The 14,055-nt window shown below is 60.4% G+C and carries 16 protein-coding genes and 1 pseudogene; 9 read left to right on the top strand and 8 right to left on the bottom strand.

Annotation, left to right across the window (positions count from 1 at the left end):
- The first annotated feature begins 57 nt into the window (after positions 1 to 57).
- From rnd to JFT87_RS12010, 3 genes are all read left to right on the top strand, one after another.
- Positions 58 to 1,191, top strand: a complete 1,134-nt coding sequence (gene rnd / locus JFT87_RS12000; protein WP_201201528.1) for a ribonuclease D — start codon at positions 58 to 60, stop codon at positions 1,189 to 1,191.
- Positions 1,188 to 1,481 carry a YcgL domain-containing protein gene (locus tag JFT87_RS12005; RefSeq protein WP_007898694.1) on the top strand — a complete coding sequence of 98 codons (294 nt, stop codon included), beginning with the start codon at positions 1,188 to 1,190 and terminating at the stop codon, positions 1,479 to 1,481. The genes rnd and JFT87_RS12005 overlap by 4 nt, the downstream gene beginning before the upstream one ends.
- Positions 1,482 to 1,602: 121 nt before the next feature.
- On the top strand, positions 1,603 to 2,535 hold the full coding sequence (locus JFT87_RS12010; protein WP_201201529.1) for a D-2-hydroxyacid dehydrogenase: 933 nt from the start codon (positions 1,603 to 1,605) through the stop codon (positions 2,533 to 2,535).
- Positions 2,536 to 2,659: 124 nt separating this feature from the next.
- Here JFT87_RS12010 and JFT87_RS12015 read toward each other — a convergent pair whose 3' ends face one another.
- Positions 2,660 to 3,253 carry a nitroreductase family protein gene (locus JFT87_RS12015; RefSeq protein ID WP_201201530.1) on the bottom strand — a complete coding sequence of 198 codons (594 nt, stop codon included), beginning with the start codon at positions 3,251 to 3,253 and terminating at the stop codon, positions 2,660 to 2,662.
- A gap of 279 nt (positions 3,254 to 3,532) precedes the next feature.
- Here JFT87_RS12015 and JFT87_RS12020 point away from each other — a divergent pair, with 279 nt between their 5' ends.
- A complete protein-coding gene (locus JFT87_RS12020; protein WP_201201531.1) occupies positions 3,533 to 3,982 on the top strand; it encodes a YcgN family cysteine cluster protein in 450 nt (149 codons plus the stop codon).
- Between the two features lie 90 nt (positions 3,983 to 4,072).
- A pseudogene (locus tag JFT87_RS12025) lies at positions 4,073 to 5,301 on the top strand (hypothetical protein).
- Between the two features lie 117 nt (positions 5,302 to 5,418).
- Here JFT87_RS12025 and JFT87_RS12030 read toward each other — a convergent pair.
- The 4 genes from JFT87_RS12030 to JFT87_RS12045 all read right to left on the bottom strand — a co-directional run bounded on the left by JFT87_RS12030 (position 5,419) and on the right by JFT87_RS12045 (position 7,643).
- Entirely contained in the window at positions 5,419 to 5,796 is a 378-nt protein-coding gene (locus tag JFT87_RS12030) for a YgaP family membrane protein (protein ID WP_201201532.1), read from the bottom strand.
- Between the two features lie 77 nt (positions 5,797 to 5,873).
- Positions 5,874 to 6,344 (bottom strand): RNA methyltransferase, encoded by a 471-nt coding sequence (locus JFT87_RS12035; RefSeq protein WP_201195200.1) that lies wholly within the window; start codon positions 6,342 to 6,344, stop codon positions 5,874 to 5,876.
- 191 nt (positions 6,345 to 6,535) lie between these two features.
- A complete protein-coding gene (locus JFT87_RS12040) occupies positions 6,536 to 6,907 on the bottom strand; it encodes a YajD family HNH nuclease (RefSeq protein WP_201201533.1) in 372 nt (123 codons plus the stop codon).
- Positions 6,908 to 6,956: 49 nt separating this feature from the next.
- Positions 6,957 to 7,643, bottom strand: coding sequence for a spermidine synthase (locus JFT87_RS12045; RefSeq protein ID WP_027925870.1), 687 nt, complete (start codon positions 7,641 to 7,643; stop codon positions 6,957 to 6,959).
- A gap of 88 nt (positions 7,644 to 7,731) precedes the next feature.
- On the opposite strand from JFT87_RS12045, the gene JFT87_RS12050 reads away from it, so the two are divergent.
- Positions 7,732 to 8,019 carry a hypothetical protein gene (locus tag JFT87_RS12050; protein ID WP_201201535.1) on the top strand — a complete coding sequence of 96 codons (288 nt, stop codon included), beginning with the start codon at positions 7,732 to 7,734 and terminating at the stop codon, positions 8,017 to 8,019.
- Between the two features lie 66 nt (positions 8,020 to 8,085).
- Here JFT87_RS12050 and JFT87_RS12055 read toward each other — a convergent pair whose 3' ends face one another.
- Together JFT87_RS12055 and JFT87_RS12060 are read right to left on the bottom strand one after the other, a co-directional pair.
- Entirely contained in the window at positions 8,086 to 8,559 is a 474-nt protein-coding gene (locus JFT87_RS12055; RefSeq protein ID WP_201201537.1) for a cyclic nucleotide-binding domain-containing protein, read from the bottom strand.
- A gap of 238 nt (positions 8,560 to 8,797) precedes the next feature.
- Positions 8,798 to 10,852: a S9 family peptidase gene (locus JFT87_RS12060; protein ID WP_201201539.1), complete on the bottom strand. Its 2,055-nt coding sequence runs from the start codon at positions 10,850 to 10,852 to the stop codon at positions 8,798 to 8,800.
- A 225-nt stretch (positions 10,853 to 11,077) separates the two neighbouring features.
- On the opposite strand from JFT87_RS12060, the gene JFT87_RS12065 reads away from it, so the two are divergent.
- Genes JFT87_RS12065 through JFT87_RS12075 form a run of 3 tightly spaced genes read left to right on the top strand, consistent with a single transcriptional unit; the run spans position 11,078 to position 12,939 of the window.
- Complete coding sequence (locus tag JFT87_RS12065) at positions 11,078 to 11,575, top strand: MFS transporter (protein ID WP_201195182.1); 498 nt, start codon at positions 11,078 to 11,080, stop codon at positions 11,573 to 11,575.
- 32 nt (positions 11,576 to 11,607) lie between these two features.
- Positions 11,608 to 12,384 (top strand): class II glutamine amidotransferase, encoded by a 777-nt coding sequence (locus tag JFT87_RS12070; RefSeq protein WP_054049027.1) that lies wholly within the window; start codon positions 11,608 to 11,610, stop codon positions 12,382 to 12,384.
- Between the two features lie 12 nt (positions 12,385 to 12,396).
- Complete coding sequence (locus tag JFT87_RS12075) at positions 12,397 to 12,939, top strand: DUF2937 family protein (protein ID WP_201201541.1); 543 nt, start codon at positions 12,397 to 12,399, stop codon at positions 12,937 to 12,939.
- A gap of 85 nt (positions 12,940 to 13,024) precedes the next feature.
- Here JFT87_RS12075 and JFT87_RS12080 read toward each other — a convergent pair whose 3' ends face one another.
- Complete coding sequence (locus JFT87_RS12080) at positions 13,025 to 13,939, bottom strand: LysR family transcriptional regulator (RefSeq protein ID WP_201201543.1); 915 nt, start codon at positions 13,937 to 13,939, stop codon at positions 13,025 to 13,027.
- Between the last annotated feature and the right edge of the window lie 116 nt (positions 13,940 to 14,055).

The following is a 14,055-nucleotide window of genomic DNA, read 5'->3' on the forward strand; positions in this document are numbered from 1 at the left end:
GCGCGGAAATCGTCAGGGGCGATATATACTGCGCGCCATTCTTCAAGGGAGAGCCGTGTGGCCATCGATATTCACTGGATTCGCGACAACGATAGCCTCGGTCAGTTTTGCGCCGAGTGGCAGCAGTTGCCATTCGTTGCCCTCGACACCGAATTCATGCGGGTCGACACCTTTTATCCGATTGCCGGCCTGCTGCAGATCGGCGATGGCGTACGCGCTTACCTGATTGACCCGCTGACCATCGACAACTGGCAACCCTTGGCCGCGTTGCTGGAAAACCCGGCCGTGGTGAAAGTCGTTCACGCGTGCAGCGAAGACCTCGAAGTTCTGTTGCGCCTGACCGGCAGCCTGCCGGCGCCGCTGTTCGACACTCAATTGGCCGCCGCCTATCTGAACCTGGGTTTCTCCATGGGTTACTCGCGGCTGGTACAGGAAGTGCTCGGCATCGACCTGCCGAAGGGCGAGACCCGTTCCGACTGGCTGCAACGTCCGCTGTCCGACACCCAGATCAGCTACGCCGCCGAAGATGCCCTGCACCTGGCGGAAGTTTTCGTACGCCTGCAACCGAAGTTGTCTGAAGACAAATACAACTGGGTCTTGGAGGATGGCGCCGAACTGGTGGCTAACCTGCGCCGTGAGGTCGATCCGTACGAGGTTTACCGCGAAGCCAAGCTGGCCTGGAAGCTGTCCCGCGCCCAACTCGTGGTGTTGCGTGAACTCTGCGCCTGGCGTGAGCACGAAGCCCGCGCTCGCGATCTGCCGCGTAACCGCATCGTCCGTGAGCACTCTTTGTGGCCGCTGGCGCGGACTCAACCGGACAACCTCGGCGCGTTGGCGAAAATCGAAGACATGCACCCGCGTACCGTGCGTCAGGACGGCGAATTTCTGCTTGATCTGATCAAGCGCTCTGGCAGTGTGTCGCCAGATCAATGGCCGCCCGCCGTGCCGGAGCCATTGCCGGTAGACGCCGCCGTGCTGGTCAAGCAACTGCGCGCCATCGGCCAGGCCGAAGCCGAGCGCTTGAACATTGCACCAGAGTTGATGCTACGCAAGAAAACCCTGGAAGCCTTGCTCAAGAGCGGCTACCCCAACGGTCCTTACCAATTGCCTGATTCGCTGCGTGGCTGGCGCCGCGAATTGATGGGCCAGGCGCTGCTCGACAGCCTGGCCACCGCCGGAGAACAGCCTTGAAACGTATTTGCTCCATCTATCGAAGCCTGAAGAAAAACGAGATGTACCTCTACGTGCTCAAAAGCGATGCACTGGAGCGCGTCCCGGAATCGCTGATGGCGGCGTTCGGCAAGCCACATCACGCCTTCGACCTGGTGCTGACCCCCGAGCGCAAACTGTCGCGCGAGGACATCACCGTGGTCCTGGAAAACCTCGAAAAGCAGGGCTACCACCTGCAAATGCCACCGGCCGAGGACGAGTACATCGAACACTTGCCCGAAGAATTGCTGCGCCGCAACGACCCGATGTGATTGGCAGACAGGCTCTGTTCAGAGCCTGTGTGAAAAACTGGAATAATTTTGACGATGGCCGCGACCGATGGAGCGATACTCCGTCCGCGGCTGTCTGCCCTGTTTTTGAAAGGTTTGAACCATGCGCGTTCTGATTGCTGAACACGATCACCCTGTGTACGCCCAACTGTTGCGTCAGGCTGTGCCTGAGCTGGAAGTGCTGACCAGCGGCGACTCCGCCGAACTGGCACGTCAAGCGGCCGATTGTCCGATCTGGCTTGGCCAGCCGGACTTGCTGGCGACCCTGCTGCGTCAGGGCCACCAGCCACAATGGCTGCAATCGACCTGGGCCGGCATCACGCCGCTGCTGGCCGACGGCTTGCCACGCCACTATCGCCTGACCCGGGCGGTGGGGATTTTCGGCCAGGTCATGGCTGAATACGTCCTGACTTACATGCTTGGCCACGAACGCGAAGTGCTGGCGCGACTGGTCAGCCAGGTCGAGCGCAAGTGGGACAATCGCCTGGGCCAGAGCCTGGCAGGGCGCAAGGTGTTGATCGTCGGCACTGGCGACATCGGCCAGACCGTGGCGAAATTCCTCGTGCCGTTTGGCGTCGAGTTGTATGGCATCGCCAGCGAAGCCCGCGAGCAGGTGCCGTTTGTTGAGGTCGGTGCGCTGAGCGACTTGCCGCGGCTGGTCGGCGAAGTGGATTACGTGATCAATCTGCTGCCCAACACGCCGAACACCCACGACCTGTATGACGCGGCGCTGTTCAAGCAATTCAAGCCGACCGGCGTGTTCATCAACGTCGGGCGCGGTGTGGCGGTAGTCGATGCGGACTTGGTCGAAGCCTTGAAAGAAGGGCATCTGGCGGGCGCGGTGATCGACGTCTGCCGTCAGGAACCGTTGCCGCAACGGCATCCGTTCTGGACCGCCTGGGGCCTGTTGCTGACCGGCCACAGCTCGGCACCGACCTCGCCATCGATGATGGTGCAGTTGTTTGTCGACAACCTGAGGGCGTATCAGGCGAATAAAGCGTTGCGCGGTGAAGTGGATTTCAACCGCGGGTATTGAGTGTTCGTTGGATAAAATGTGGGAGCGAGCCTGCTCGCGAAGAGGGAGTGTCAACCAGCATCATTGCTGTCTGACACACCGCTTTCGCGAGTAGGCTCGCTCCCACATTTGTTTTTGTGCTGGCTTAGAGGGTGAAGTCACCTTCAGCAGCGAGCTCGCTCAACGGACGACGCGGGCTCGGTTCTTCGCGCGATTGCAGGTAATCCGCCAGCGTCGCTTTATCTCCCAGCTTGCCCACGGCCACTGCTGCGTGCAGGGCGTAGCCCTCGGGGATGTTCAGTTCTTTGCGGGTCAGGTCCTGGTCGAAACCGGCCATGCCGTGGGTGTGCCAGCCGCTGATGCTCGCTTGCAGCGCCAGGTGGCCCCAGGCCGAACCGGTGTCGAAGGTGTGCCACAGCGCCGGGGTTTCTTCGGTGGCACCGGGCGCCGTGAAGGTGGTTTTCGAGATCACGATCACCAGCGCCGAGGCGTGTTGCGCCCAGCCGCGGTTGAACTCGTTCAGCAGGCCCAGGAAACGCTCCCAGTTCGGCGTGTCGCGGCGCGCGTAGAGAAACCGCCAAGGCTGCGAGTTGTAGGCCGACGGCGCCCAGCGCGCGGCTTCGAAGAAGCTCAGCAGGGTTTCTTCCGGGATGCTTTCGCCGGTAAAGGCCCGTGGCGACCAACGATTGGTGAACTGTGGGTGAATGGCATGATCGGCAACGCGTGGATTGGCACTCATTCAGAGATTCCTTACTACGTTTGGACAGGGAGTCAAATAAAAACCAGCGGCCGCAGTTGAGCTGAGGGATAAGGTTTTCTTGAGCCGTGGCAGTTCACCGGAATGCAACGCGGTTGCGCGTTAATGGCCTTCAGGTTTGGCTCGTTGCGACTGGCAAAGCTACTCGGCGGCGCAAAAACTGACAAGTGAAGTTCTACCGACAGTCGCCAGCGCTTGGCCCGCGAGGCCTTGGGCACTAGACTGGCGGCCTTTTCACCACCTGATGTTGATGCTCGAGCCATGGCCGCCAAAGTCGAACCGTTCTGGATACGCAAAACCCTCGATCAACTCGATCCAGAGGAATGGGAATCGCTGTGCGACGGCTGTGGTCTGTGCTGCCTGCAAAAGCTCGAGGATGAAGACGACAACAGCGTCTACTACACGCGCATCGCCTGCAAACTGCTGGACCTGAAAACCTGTCAGTGCACTGACTACCCGAACCGTCGGGACTTCGTGCCGGATTGCATTCAGCTCACGCCGGGCAAGGCTGAGGAGTTCCAGTGGCTGCCGCCGACCTGCGGTTATCGACTGGTCAGCGAAGGCAAGGACCTGCCGCTGTGGCATCACCTGGTGTGCGGCGACCGCGATGCGGTGCACCACGAACGTATTTCCCAGTCCGGGCGCATGCTCGCCGAAGGCAGCGTGGCCGAAGACGACTGGGAAGATCACCTGATTTTCCGCGCGGGTTAATCCGTGGCGAGGGCGCTCATCGGATCGCCGCACCGTGCCGCTGAGTGCCCGGCACTGACAAAATAATTCTGACTGCCACAAGGAGTGTGTATGGCTGTGGGTTTGCTGCGAGCGCTGCTGTTCGGCCTGCTGGTCTTCAGTACGCCGGTGTGGGCGGCAAAGAAAGTCGACCTCGATTACCACGTGCGCCTGTTACCGCAGAGCGATCAGGCGGAAGTGCGCCTCACATTGGCCAAAGGCGAAGCGGTGCGCAGCATCGATTTCGACCTCGGCGATGGTAGCCATTACAGCGACTTCAAAGCCGACGGCCAGTGGTTGCTGAACCCGGGCAAACAGGCGCGCGGTGTCTGGCGCCCCTCCAGTGAAAAAGCCAGCCTGACCTACCGCGTACGCATCAGCCACGACCGCAAGAACGGCAGCTTCGACACGCGCATGACCCCGAATTGGGCGTTGATGCGCGGCGACGAATTGGTGCCCCCGCAAAACTGGATCAACAGGACGGCACTGAGCTGGTCTCGCGTTTGCAATTTGAATTGCCTGACGGCTGGAAGAGCGTCGAAACCGCTTGGCCGCGCATCGGTAAAAACAAATTCCGCATCGACAACCCGTCACGGCTGTTTGACCGCCCGACGGGATGGATGCTCGCCGGCCACCTTGGCAGTCGCCGCACGCGCCTGGGTGAAACCGAAGTGACCGTGGCCTCGCCGCAAGGGCAGGGCATGCATCGCATGGATGTGCTGACACTGCTGACCTTTGTCTGGCCGCAAGCACAAGCGGTGTTCCCGCGTCACCCGAGCAAGTTGCTGATCGTCGGCGCCAGTGACCCGATGTGGCGTGGCAGTCTGGCGGCGCGGGAGTCGATCTACCTCAACAGCCGAATGCCGCTGGTCAGCGAAAGCGGCAGCAGTGCGCTGGTGCGGGAGATGGTCCAAGTGTTCGGGCGAATCAATGACCGTGAGCGCAGCGACTGGATCAGTGAAGGGTTTGCCGAGTTCTACGCCATCGAACTGGTGCGCCGTGCCGGCGGCATGAGTGATGAACGGTACGAGAGCTTGCAGAAAAAGTTGGCCAAGGACAGCCAGCAGGTCACGACCTTGCGCGGTGAGAAGCTCAGCCCGGCGCAGGTGTCAAAAACAGTGATTTTGCTGGGGGAACTGGATCGCGAGATTCGCCTGAAGACCCGCAACAAACGCTCGCTCGATGATGTGTTGCGTGGGGCGATGCATCTGGGGAGTGTTGATACCAAGGAATTTGTTCAGCTTGCCGAGAGCGTCATTGGTGAGTCTTCCAAGGTGCTCGATACGGAGTTGCTTCAGTAACACCGCCATCGCGAGCAGGCTCGCTTCCACATTAGACCGCGGCCGTCTGGACAACGCGGTCAACTGTGGGAGCGAGCTTGCTCGCGATGAGGCCATAAGCCTCACCGCAATATCGGATCAGCCCCCGGCTTTGGGCGAATTCAAAGAATCATTGCCGGTCACGGTCGCGGTGTTGGTCGCCGCCTCGGCATTCGCCTTCAACTGGCTCAACTCTTCCCCCGCCCGCTGAATCTTCGCCCGCACGTTGTTCATGTCCTGACGGCTTTTTTCCAGCAGGCTTTTCACCGAGCTGTGCCCGGTGATGCCACGGGCCAACGCCACGCCGCCAATCGCCACTTGAATCAAACCGAACACGCCGCCGCGACGCAGGCCTTTGCCGACCATTACCATGCCGCCGGCCAGGGAGCCGATGCGCTCCCAGCCCTCGACGTTCTGGTCAGGGGAGGTCTGGAATGGCGTGGATTGAATGCGCTCTACGCGTTTGAGTTCGCTCATGATCTGTCTCCAGGCAGTAATGGATAGTTAAGCTGACTGCCGGGGCGGGCAGCTTGTTCCATCAGATGTGCGGTGAATCAGCGGAATTTCGGACCGGAGCGAGTGTTCAGGCCCTTGGCCATGCGGTCGTAGAGCACGACGTTGACCGTGGCCGCGAGGTTCATGCAACCGGTGGTCGGGATGTAGATCACGTCTTCACACCAGTCACGGATGTCTTGATCCAGTGAGCCGTCTTCCGGGCCGAAAATGTAGAGGGCACGGTCCGGGTGGGTGTATTCCGGCAGCGAACGAGCGCCTTCCACCAGTTCCACGGCAACTGGTGTGCAGCCCAGCGGCAGAATCTTTTTCAGGTCATCGATGCCGATCAGCGGAATGTCGTAGTGCACACGCTTGGTGTCGGTGACGAAGTCGGCGGCGCGTTCATAGCGCTTGCCGGTGTAGAACACCGAAGCCGCGCCATAACAGCCAGCGGCGCGCATCACCGAACCGACGTTCTCCGGTGACTTGGGGTTATACAAACCAATGCAGCTGTACCGTTTATCTGCCACGAGCGGGGTGCCTTCGGGGAAAAAGCGCGATTATACGGGGATTGGACGGGAGCGGTCAGTTTCGGGATTGGCGGTGCCTGGGCAACCGCCATCGCGAGCAAGCTCGCTCCCACATTCATTTTGTGTACACCACCGATCAAATGTGGGAGCGAGCCTGCTCGCGAAGGGACCAGTTCAAGCGCTGAAGATCATCAGTCTTCTTTTTTCATCAGCCCGGCCAACGCCGCGAACGGGTTGTGCGTAGCCTTGGCGACTTTCGGCGTGCTGAGGGAGCCTTCGCTGAAGTACTGCTGGTCGGTGTAACGGGAGTGTTCGTTGTCGTGGCAATACAGGCACAACAGTTCCCAGTTCGAGCCGTCCTGCGGGTTGTTGTCGTGGTTGTGGTCGCGGTGGTGCACGGTCAGTTCGCTCAGGCGCTTGCCGGCGAACTCACGGGCGCAGCGGCCGCACACGTGCGGGTACATCTTCAGGGCCTTGTCGCGGTAACCCATTTCCTTGTCGCGCTGGTTGTCGGCGAGGATACGGTCCAGCTTCGAGGTGTTGGTCGGGGTGGACGAACTCATGGGTTCACCTTTGTAAAAAGACTAATGACGGTTACGCAGTGAGTTTAGCTCAGCCCTTGAGCTTCTCGGCAATCCAGATGGTGTGGCGCGTGCCTTTGTTGCCGTGGGCGAAGACTTGCACTTCCTCGGCCTTGAAACCGGCCTTCTTCAACTTGTCGGAAAACTGCTTGTCGGCACTGGCCGACCAGACGGCCAGCACGCCTTTGGGGCGCAGGGCCTTGGCGCAGGCGCTCAGGCCACCGGCGGAGTAGAGCCAGCTGTTGGCGCGCTGGGTCAGGCCTTCGGGGCCGTTGTCGACGTCGAGCATGATCGCATCGAAACCCTGCGGTTCGGCTTGCAGCACCTTGGCGACGTCTTCCATGCGGATCACGGTGCGCGGGTCGAGCAGCGGGTTGCCGGCCTTTTCGCCCAGCGGCCCACGATTCCACTCGACCACGCCCGGTACCAGTTCGGCGACCACCACCTCAGCGGTCTTGCCCAAATGCTTGAGGGCCGAGGCGAGAGTGAAGCCCATGCCCAGGCCACCGATCAAAACGCGTGAGTTCGGGCGGCCGGCAACCTTGCGGCACGGGATCTCGGCCAGGGCGTCTTCGGAGCCGTGCATGCGGGTGTTCATCAACTGCCCGCCGTCGCCACCCTGGATCTTGATGACGAAATCTTCACCGTATTCGAACAGGCACAGGGCACCGCCGTTTTCAGGGATAGGGGCGGTGTCGAGCAGAACGAAACGTTTCATGGGAGGCTCTTGAGGAAAATTGGCATAAGGCAAACGGACGCAGTTGGGAGTAGCCTGCAAGCAGACAACAAGGCCAACGGAGCCATTGATGAAGCGCACTATTCTAACGGTCATTGCCTTGGCCGCGCTCTCGATTACTGCAGTGCAGGCCCAGGAGCAGCAAACCATCCCCACCAGTCCCGCGCCGATGCCCGGATCACCCGGTACTGCGACACCCACGCCGTACCCGCAGATCACCCCCACCAACGTACCCCGTGCCGGTTCGGGCAGCGGCAGCCAGCCGTTGGAGCCGATCGAAATGCCGAGCCCACCCAAGGACCAGACCTTGCCGGGCCTTGAGCAGAACAGCACCAAAATCAAATCGCCGGGTGGGTAGTGTCCTGTCTCACAAATACGTTCCTCTTTTGACGAGTGGCTGTTGTCGTCAGGCGAGGAGCGACACTTACACTTGCTGTGACAGCAGTTGCCCATCCGCCATGCGCAGGCGTTTGGAAAGGGAGACGGCGAGGGCGCGGATGATTTTCGCCGCGATCTTTGGCGCATCGTTGAGCATTTTTTCCAGCGAGTCCTTGCCCAGGTTGAGCAACTGACAATTGCTCGCTGCGACACAACTGGCCGAGCGCCGCTCGCCATCGAGCACGGCCATCTCGCCGAACGCCCGACCGCTGCGCAGGGTGGCCATGATCACCGTTTGCCCGTCGCCGTTGGTCTTTTGCACCGACACCTGGCCGGTGTGGATGATGCACATGAAACTGCCGGCATCGCCCTCGTGGAAGATCTCTTTGCCCTGGGCGATGGTGCTGATGCTGAAATAGCCGGAAGCGGCGGCGAAGTCGGCTGGCAGCAGTTGATCGAACAGGCCGCAGTCCATCAGCCAGTCGCGAATTTCGTTGTTCAGTAAGGTCGGTTCTGACATGTCGTCACGGTCTTTATTGTTTTCACATTTCAAGGCTATACACGGATCCCGTAGGAACGGGCTTTTGTGGCGAGGGGATTTATCCCCGCTCGGCTGCGCAGCAGTCGCAAATCCTGCCAACTCGGTGCTTCAGGAATACTGAGTTTGCAGGTTTTGGGGCCGCTTCGCAGCCCAACGGGGATAAATCCCCTCGCCACAATGGGTCTGGAGTTAAGACCCAAGTGACCGGTGGAGTTCCTCAGGCGATGCCCAAAACCTTGAAAACAAATGCGTATTCGAGGGCTACGTCACGTAATCCCTGATATCGACCGCTCATTCCACCATGCCCGGCGCCCAGTTCGGTCTTGAGCAGCAGGGGATTGTTGTCGGTTTTGGTCGCGCGCAATTTCGCCACCCACTTGGCCGCTTCCCAATACTGCACGCGACTGTCGTTGTAGCCGGCGATCACCAGGGTCGCCGGATACGCCTGGGCGGTGACGTTTTCGTACGGGGCGTAGGCCTTGATCCGATCATAGACGTCTGGCTCTTCCGGATTGCCCCATTCGTCGTATTCGGTGACGGTCAGTGGTAAATCCGGGTCGAGCATGGTGTTCAGTACGTCGACGAACGGCACCTCGGCAATCGCCGCCGCAAACAACTCCGGACGCTGATTGAGTACCGCGCCGATCAGCAATCCACCGGCACTGCCACCGCTGATCGCCAACTGCTGTGGCGTGGTGAAACCGTTGGCGATCAAATGCTCGGCGCAGGCGATGAAGTCGCTGAAGGTGTTGTGCTTGTGCTCCTGCTTGCCGGCGCGGTACCAGGCTTCGCCCAGCTCACCGCCGCCACGCACGTGAGCGATGGCAAACGCCACGTCGCGATCCAGCAGACTCAAACGGGCATGGGAAAACCACGGGTCGAGGCTTTCGCCGTAAGCGCCGTAGCCATAGAGATACAGTGGCACTGTTTTGCCGACCATTTCGCGTTTCATGACCAAACTGATCGGCACTTGCGTGCCGTCCGGCGCGGTGGCCCACAGGCGTTGGCTGACGTAGGCGTCGGCGTCGAACGGGCCGAGCACCGGAGTTTCCTTCAGGACTTTCTGCTCGCCAGTGGCCAAGTCCAACTGACGAACCTGCGCCGGACGGTTCAACGCCTCGTAACGCAGACGAATCTTGTCGCTGACGAATTCCAGGCTGTTCTGCACATGCAGGCTGTAGGCTGCGTCCGGCAATTGCACGCGATAAGGCGCCAAGCCTTGCGGGCGAACCTCGATGATCGGCAAGCCACCCTCGCGCAGGCTCAGGGTCACGGCTTCGACGTTCAGGCTCAGGCCTTCGAGCATCACGCTGTCGCTGTGGGGAATCAGGTTCTGCCAGTCCGCCTCGGTCGGCGCGACGCCGGTATCGAGGGCGGTGTACAGGGCGAAGTTGATGCCGTCGCGGTTGGTGCGAATAAACCAGGTCCATTGGCCATCGAGCGCGCCGTGGTCGACGTCGTATTCGTGGTCCTCAACCCGTGGCGCCAGGCAGGTAAAAGCCTGCTGCGGCTGGAACGCATCGAGCACCCAGACTTCGCTGGTGGTCTTGCTGCCCAGGGACAGCAGCAATTGCTGTTCAGAACTGGAACGGTAACAGTGCAGGAAAAATCGGCCGTCCGCTTCATGGAAGACTTCTTCGGCGGCCGTGCCGTCCAGGCGATAACGGAACAGTTTGTGCGGGCGGTGAGTGTCGTCGAGCACGCCGAAAAACAGCGTCAGGCTGTCGTTGGCCCAGGTCATGCTGCCGTCGCAGTCCTCGAATTCCAGTTCGCTGACCTTGCCGTTGGATAACTCCTTCACGAACAGCGTGTAAATCTCATCGCCGGTGGCGTCGAGGCTGTAGGCCAGACGCTGGTGGTCCGGGCTGATGCTGAACGAGCCGAGGGAGAAGAAGCCGCCATTGGCCAGTACGTTCGGGTCCAGCAGCAATTGTTCCTGGTTTTCATCGATGAGCAGGCTGTCATCGGCCGGGCGGGGGCAGCGGTAATGGCGGGCGTATTCGTCGCCGGCCGTGGTGCGGGTGTAATACAGGTACGGCCCCCACGGCGAAGGCAGGGACAGGTCGGTTTCGAGAATCCGGCCCTTGATCTCTTCGAACAGGGTTTCGCGCAGCCCGGCCTGATCAGCGGTTTGCGATTCTTGATAGCTGTTTTCAGCCTTCAGGTAATCGAGCACCGCGTCGGTGTCGCGCTCCTGGAGCCAGGCATACGGGTCAGAACCTTCAGCCTTGCGGGCAATCGGGGCGCTGGTGACGTTGACGGATAAGGGCATGAAGGGCTCTCGGACAATGTACGGAATAGGGGGTTTCGCAAATCTGGATATCACCGCAAACCCTGCAGGCCTTCGCCTGCTCGCGAAAGCGCTGGGTTAGACAATCATGTTTCAACTGACAGTCCGTATTCGCGAGCAGGCTTGCTCCCGCAGGTCGTGTGTCTATTGGGACAAGCCTGACGGGCGAAAAGTCGTTACTATAAGCGCCTCTTTGCCTGCCTTGCCATGGACACCATGACCGAGAACGACTATCTGATCGCTTGGGGCCTCTACGCCTTTGCCGCTTTAGGCTGCCTGTTGGTGTGGATGCGCTTGACCCGCTGGATGTGGCGCTACCTGCGCGAGCCACTGCGGCTGCTCGTGGCGGTGTTGCTGTTCAGCCCGACCATCATCGATCCGGTGAAGGAAAAAGTCGCCCCGGCCATCGCCATTACCGCCCTGGACCTGGCGTTCAAGGTGGGTAACAACGCCTGGCGGGCAATTTCCGATCTGTTCATGTACGGCATGATCGCGTTTGGCCTGTACCTGATTTTCGTACTGATCCGCTGGCCGATCGAGCGCGCGTCCAACGCCCGCAAAGAACAGGCTGCTGCGGCGAAGGCGGCGATCAAGGCTGAGGAACGCGATAACGATCAACCGTTCGGCGTTGCCGGCGATGATCGCTACGGCCGTCCACCGGTCCCGAACAACCCCCAGCGTTCGCGCATCGAACCGCGTTTGTAACCTTGCCCCTGCATTGAAGCGAGAGTCCGAGCATGTGTGAGTTATTGGGCATGAGCGCCAATGTCCCGACCGATATCGTGTTCAGCTTCACCGGGCTGATGCAGCGCGGCGGGCGTACCGGGCCGCACCGTGACGGCTGGGGCATCGCTTTCTATGAAGGCCGCGGCCTGCGCTTGTTCCAGGACCCGGCGGCAAGCTGCGAGTCCGAAGTAGCGAACCTGGTGCAGCGCTACCCGATCAAGAGCGAAGTGGTGATCGGGCACATCCGCCAGGCCAACGTCGGCAAGGTCTGCCTGTCCAACACCCACCCGTTTGTGCGCGAGTTGTGGGGGCGTAACTGGTGTTTCGCTCACAACGGCCAGCTCGCGGACTTTGAGCCAATCAAGAGTTTTTACCGCCCCGTCGGTGATACCGACAGCGAAGCGGCGTTCTGCGACTTGCTCAACCGGGTGCGGGCAGCGTTCCCTGAACCGGTCGAGATCGAAGAACTGCTGCCAGACCTGGTGGCCGCCTGCGCCGAGTACCGCAGCAAAGGCGTGTTCAACTGCCTGCTCAGCGACGGCGACTGGCTGTTCTGCTATTGCTCGACCAAACTGGCGCAGATCACCCGCCGCGCCCCGTTCGGCCCGGCGCGCCTGAAGGATGTCGATGTGATCGTCGACTTCCAGGCCGAAACCACGCCTAACGATGTGGTCACGGTGATCGCCACCGAACCGTTGACCGAAAACGAAACCTGGACCCGCTACGAACCGGGCCAATGGAGCCTCTGGCGACGCGGTGAATGCGTCAGCCAGGGCAAGACCGAATAAGGACTCACCTCAATGTTGCTCAGTTATCTACGGCTGGTGTTGTTTGCGGCGGGCCTGTTGATCGGTGTCCAGGTGCCGGGCTTCATCAGCGACTACGCGAAACGGGTCGAAGCGCATCTGATTGAAGCGCAGACCGGTTTGAGTGGTTTCCAGGGCACCGCCAATCAGTTCTTCAAGGGCGATATGCAGGCCTTGGTCGCCCACTACCGCGAAAGCGAAGACCCGATCTTTCGCAGCGATGCCGACAGCTTGAGCACCTTGCTCACCCGGCAGTTGGCCCTGGATAAACAGTTCCAGGCCATGCAAGGTCCGTGGTACATCCGCGTCCTGCAAGTGGCGCTGGCCGCCGACCCGGATATTCGCAAGGAAACCTGGAACGGCTACAGCTACCAGATCCTGCTGACCCCGGAAGCGATGATCTGGGGCATGAGTGGCGCGTTGCTGTTGTCATTCGGCATTGAATGCCTGTTCCGGTTGATCGACTGGGTGGTGCTCGGCGGCAAACGCCTGCGCCAGAGCCGGCCGATTGAAGATCGGGATGTGCGTGGGTTGTAAGAACAAAAGATCAAAAGATCGCAGCCTCCGGCAGCTCCTACTCCAATCTCTGTAGGAGCTGCCGAAGGCTGCGATCTTTTGCTGTTCAGGGGTTCAAAACCACATACCCATCACCCACCTTCTGCGCATACCCCGCCAACACCTGCTGACACAACGTCACGATCTCCTCGACCCACTCAACCCCGACCCGCCACGACACCACCACCTGCAAATTCGGTGGCCGTTGATCGATAGCCAGCAAGGTCAACTCCCCGCGCGCCAGTTCCTCGGCCACCAACACCGGCGGCAGCGCGCCAATCCCGAAGCCGTCGCGCAACAACCGGGTAATCGCCGACACCGAATTCACGCAGTTCAATCGTGGCGCCATCACGCCGTTGGCCTGCATCAACGCCAAAATATCCTGATGCGGATGCGAGTTTTTCGAGTAGGTAATGATCCGTTCCTGCGCCAGTTCAGCGAGGTCGGCGTAGTTGCGGTTGTAGATTGAGTTACTGGCGACGATCCAGCCCATCGGGTGGCTGGCCAGTTCCAGGCTGCGCACGCTTTCCTGACGCAACAGGTCGGTTTGCAGGATCAGATCGAGAAAGCCTTTTTGCAGCTGATCGCAGAGGTTGAGCGAGGTATCGGCCACCAGCTCGATTTCCACCAGCGGATAGTGATCCATCATCTGCGCCACCAACGGGCTCAGCCAGGTGTGAATCACCGTGTCCATCACACCGATCCGAATCCTTCCGACCTTGCTCGAACGGGTCTCGATCGACTGCTTTAGCGCCTGCATGGTGTCCATCATCTGCTCGGCGTATTCGAGCACTTTCAAACCTTCCGGCGTCAGGCTTACACCCCGGGAATCGCGCAGGAACAGCTTCACCCCCAGCTCACTTTCGAGCACGGCGATGCGGCTGGAAATCGACGCCTGGGTGGTGAAGAGCTTGTCCGCAGTCAGGCGAAAACTCTTGAGTCGGGCGACCCAGACAAAGGTCTCTAGGAACTTCAGGTTCATGTAATCAACTTTTTCTTATGTCTGGAGCGGGTTTTTATTAGTTGGACGCCGCAGGGCCGGGCGTCCAAAAATCGGCGCATCCGGTTCCCACGATAGGCGTCGTCGGGGCTTCGAAC

The organism is Pseudomonas sp. TH15 (assembly GCF_016651105.1).
Lineage (GTDB): Bacteria > Pseudomonadota > Gammaproteobacteria > Pseudomonadales > Pseudomonadaceae > Aquipseudomonas.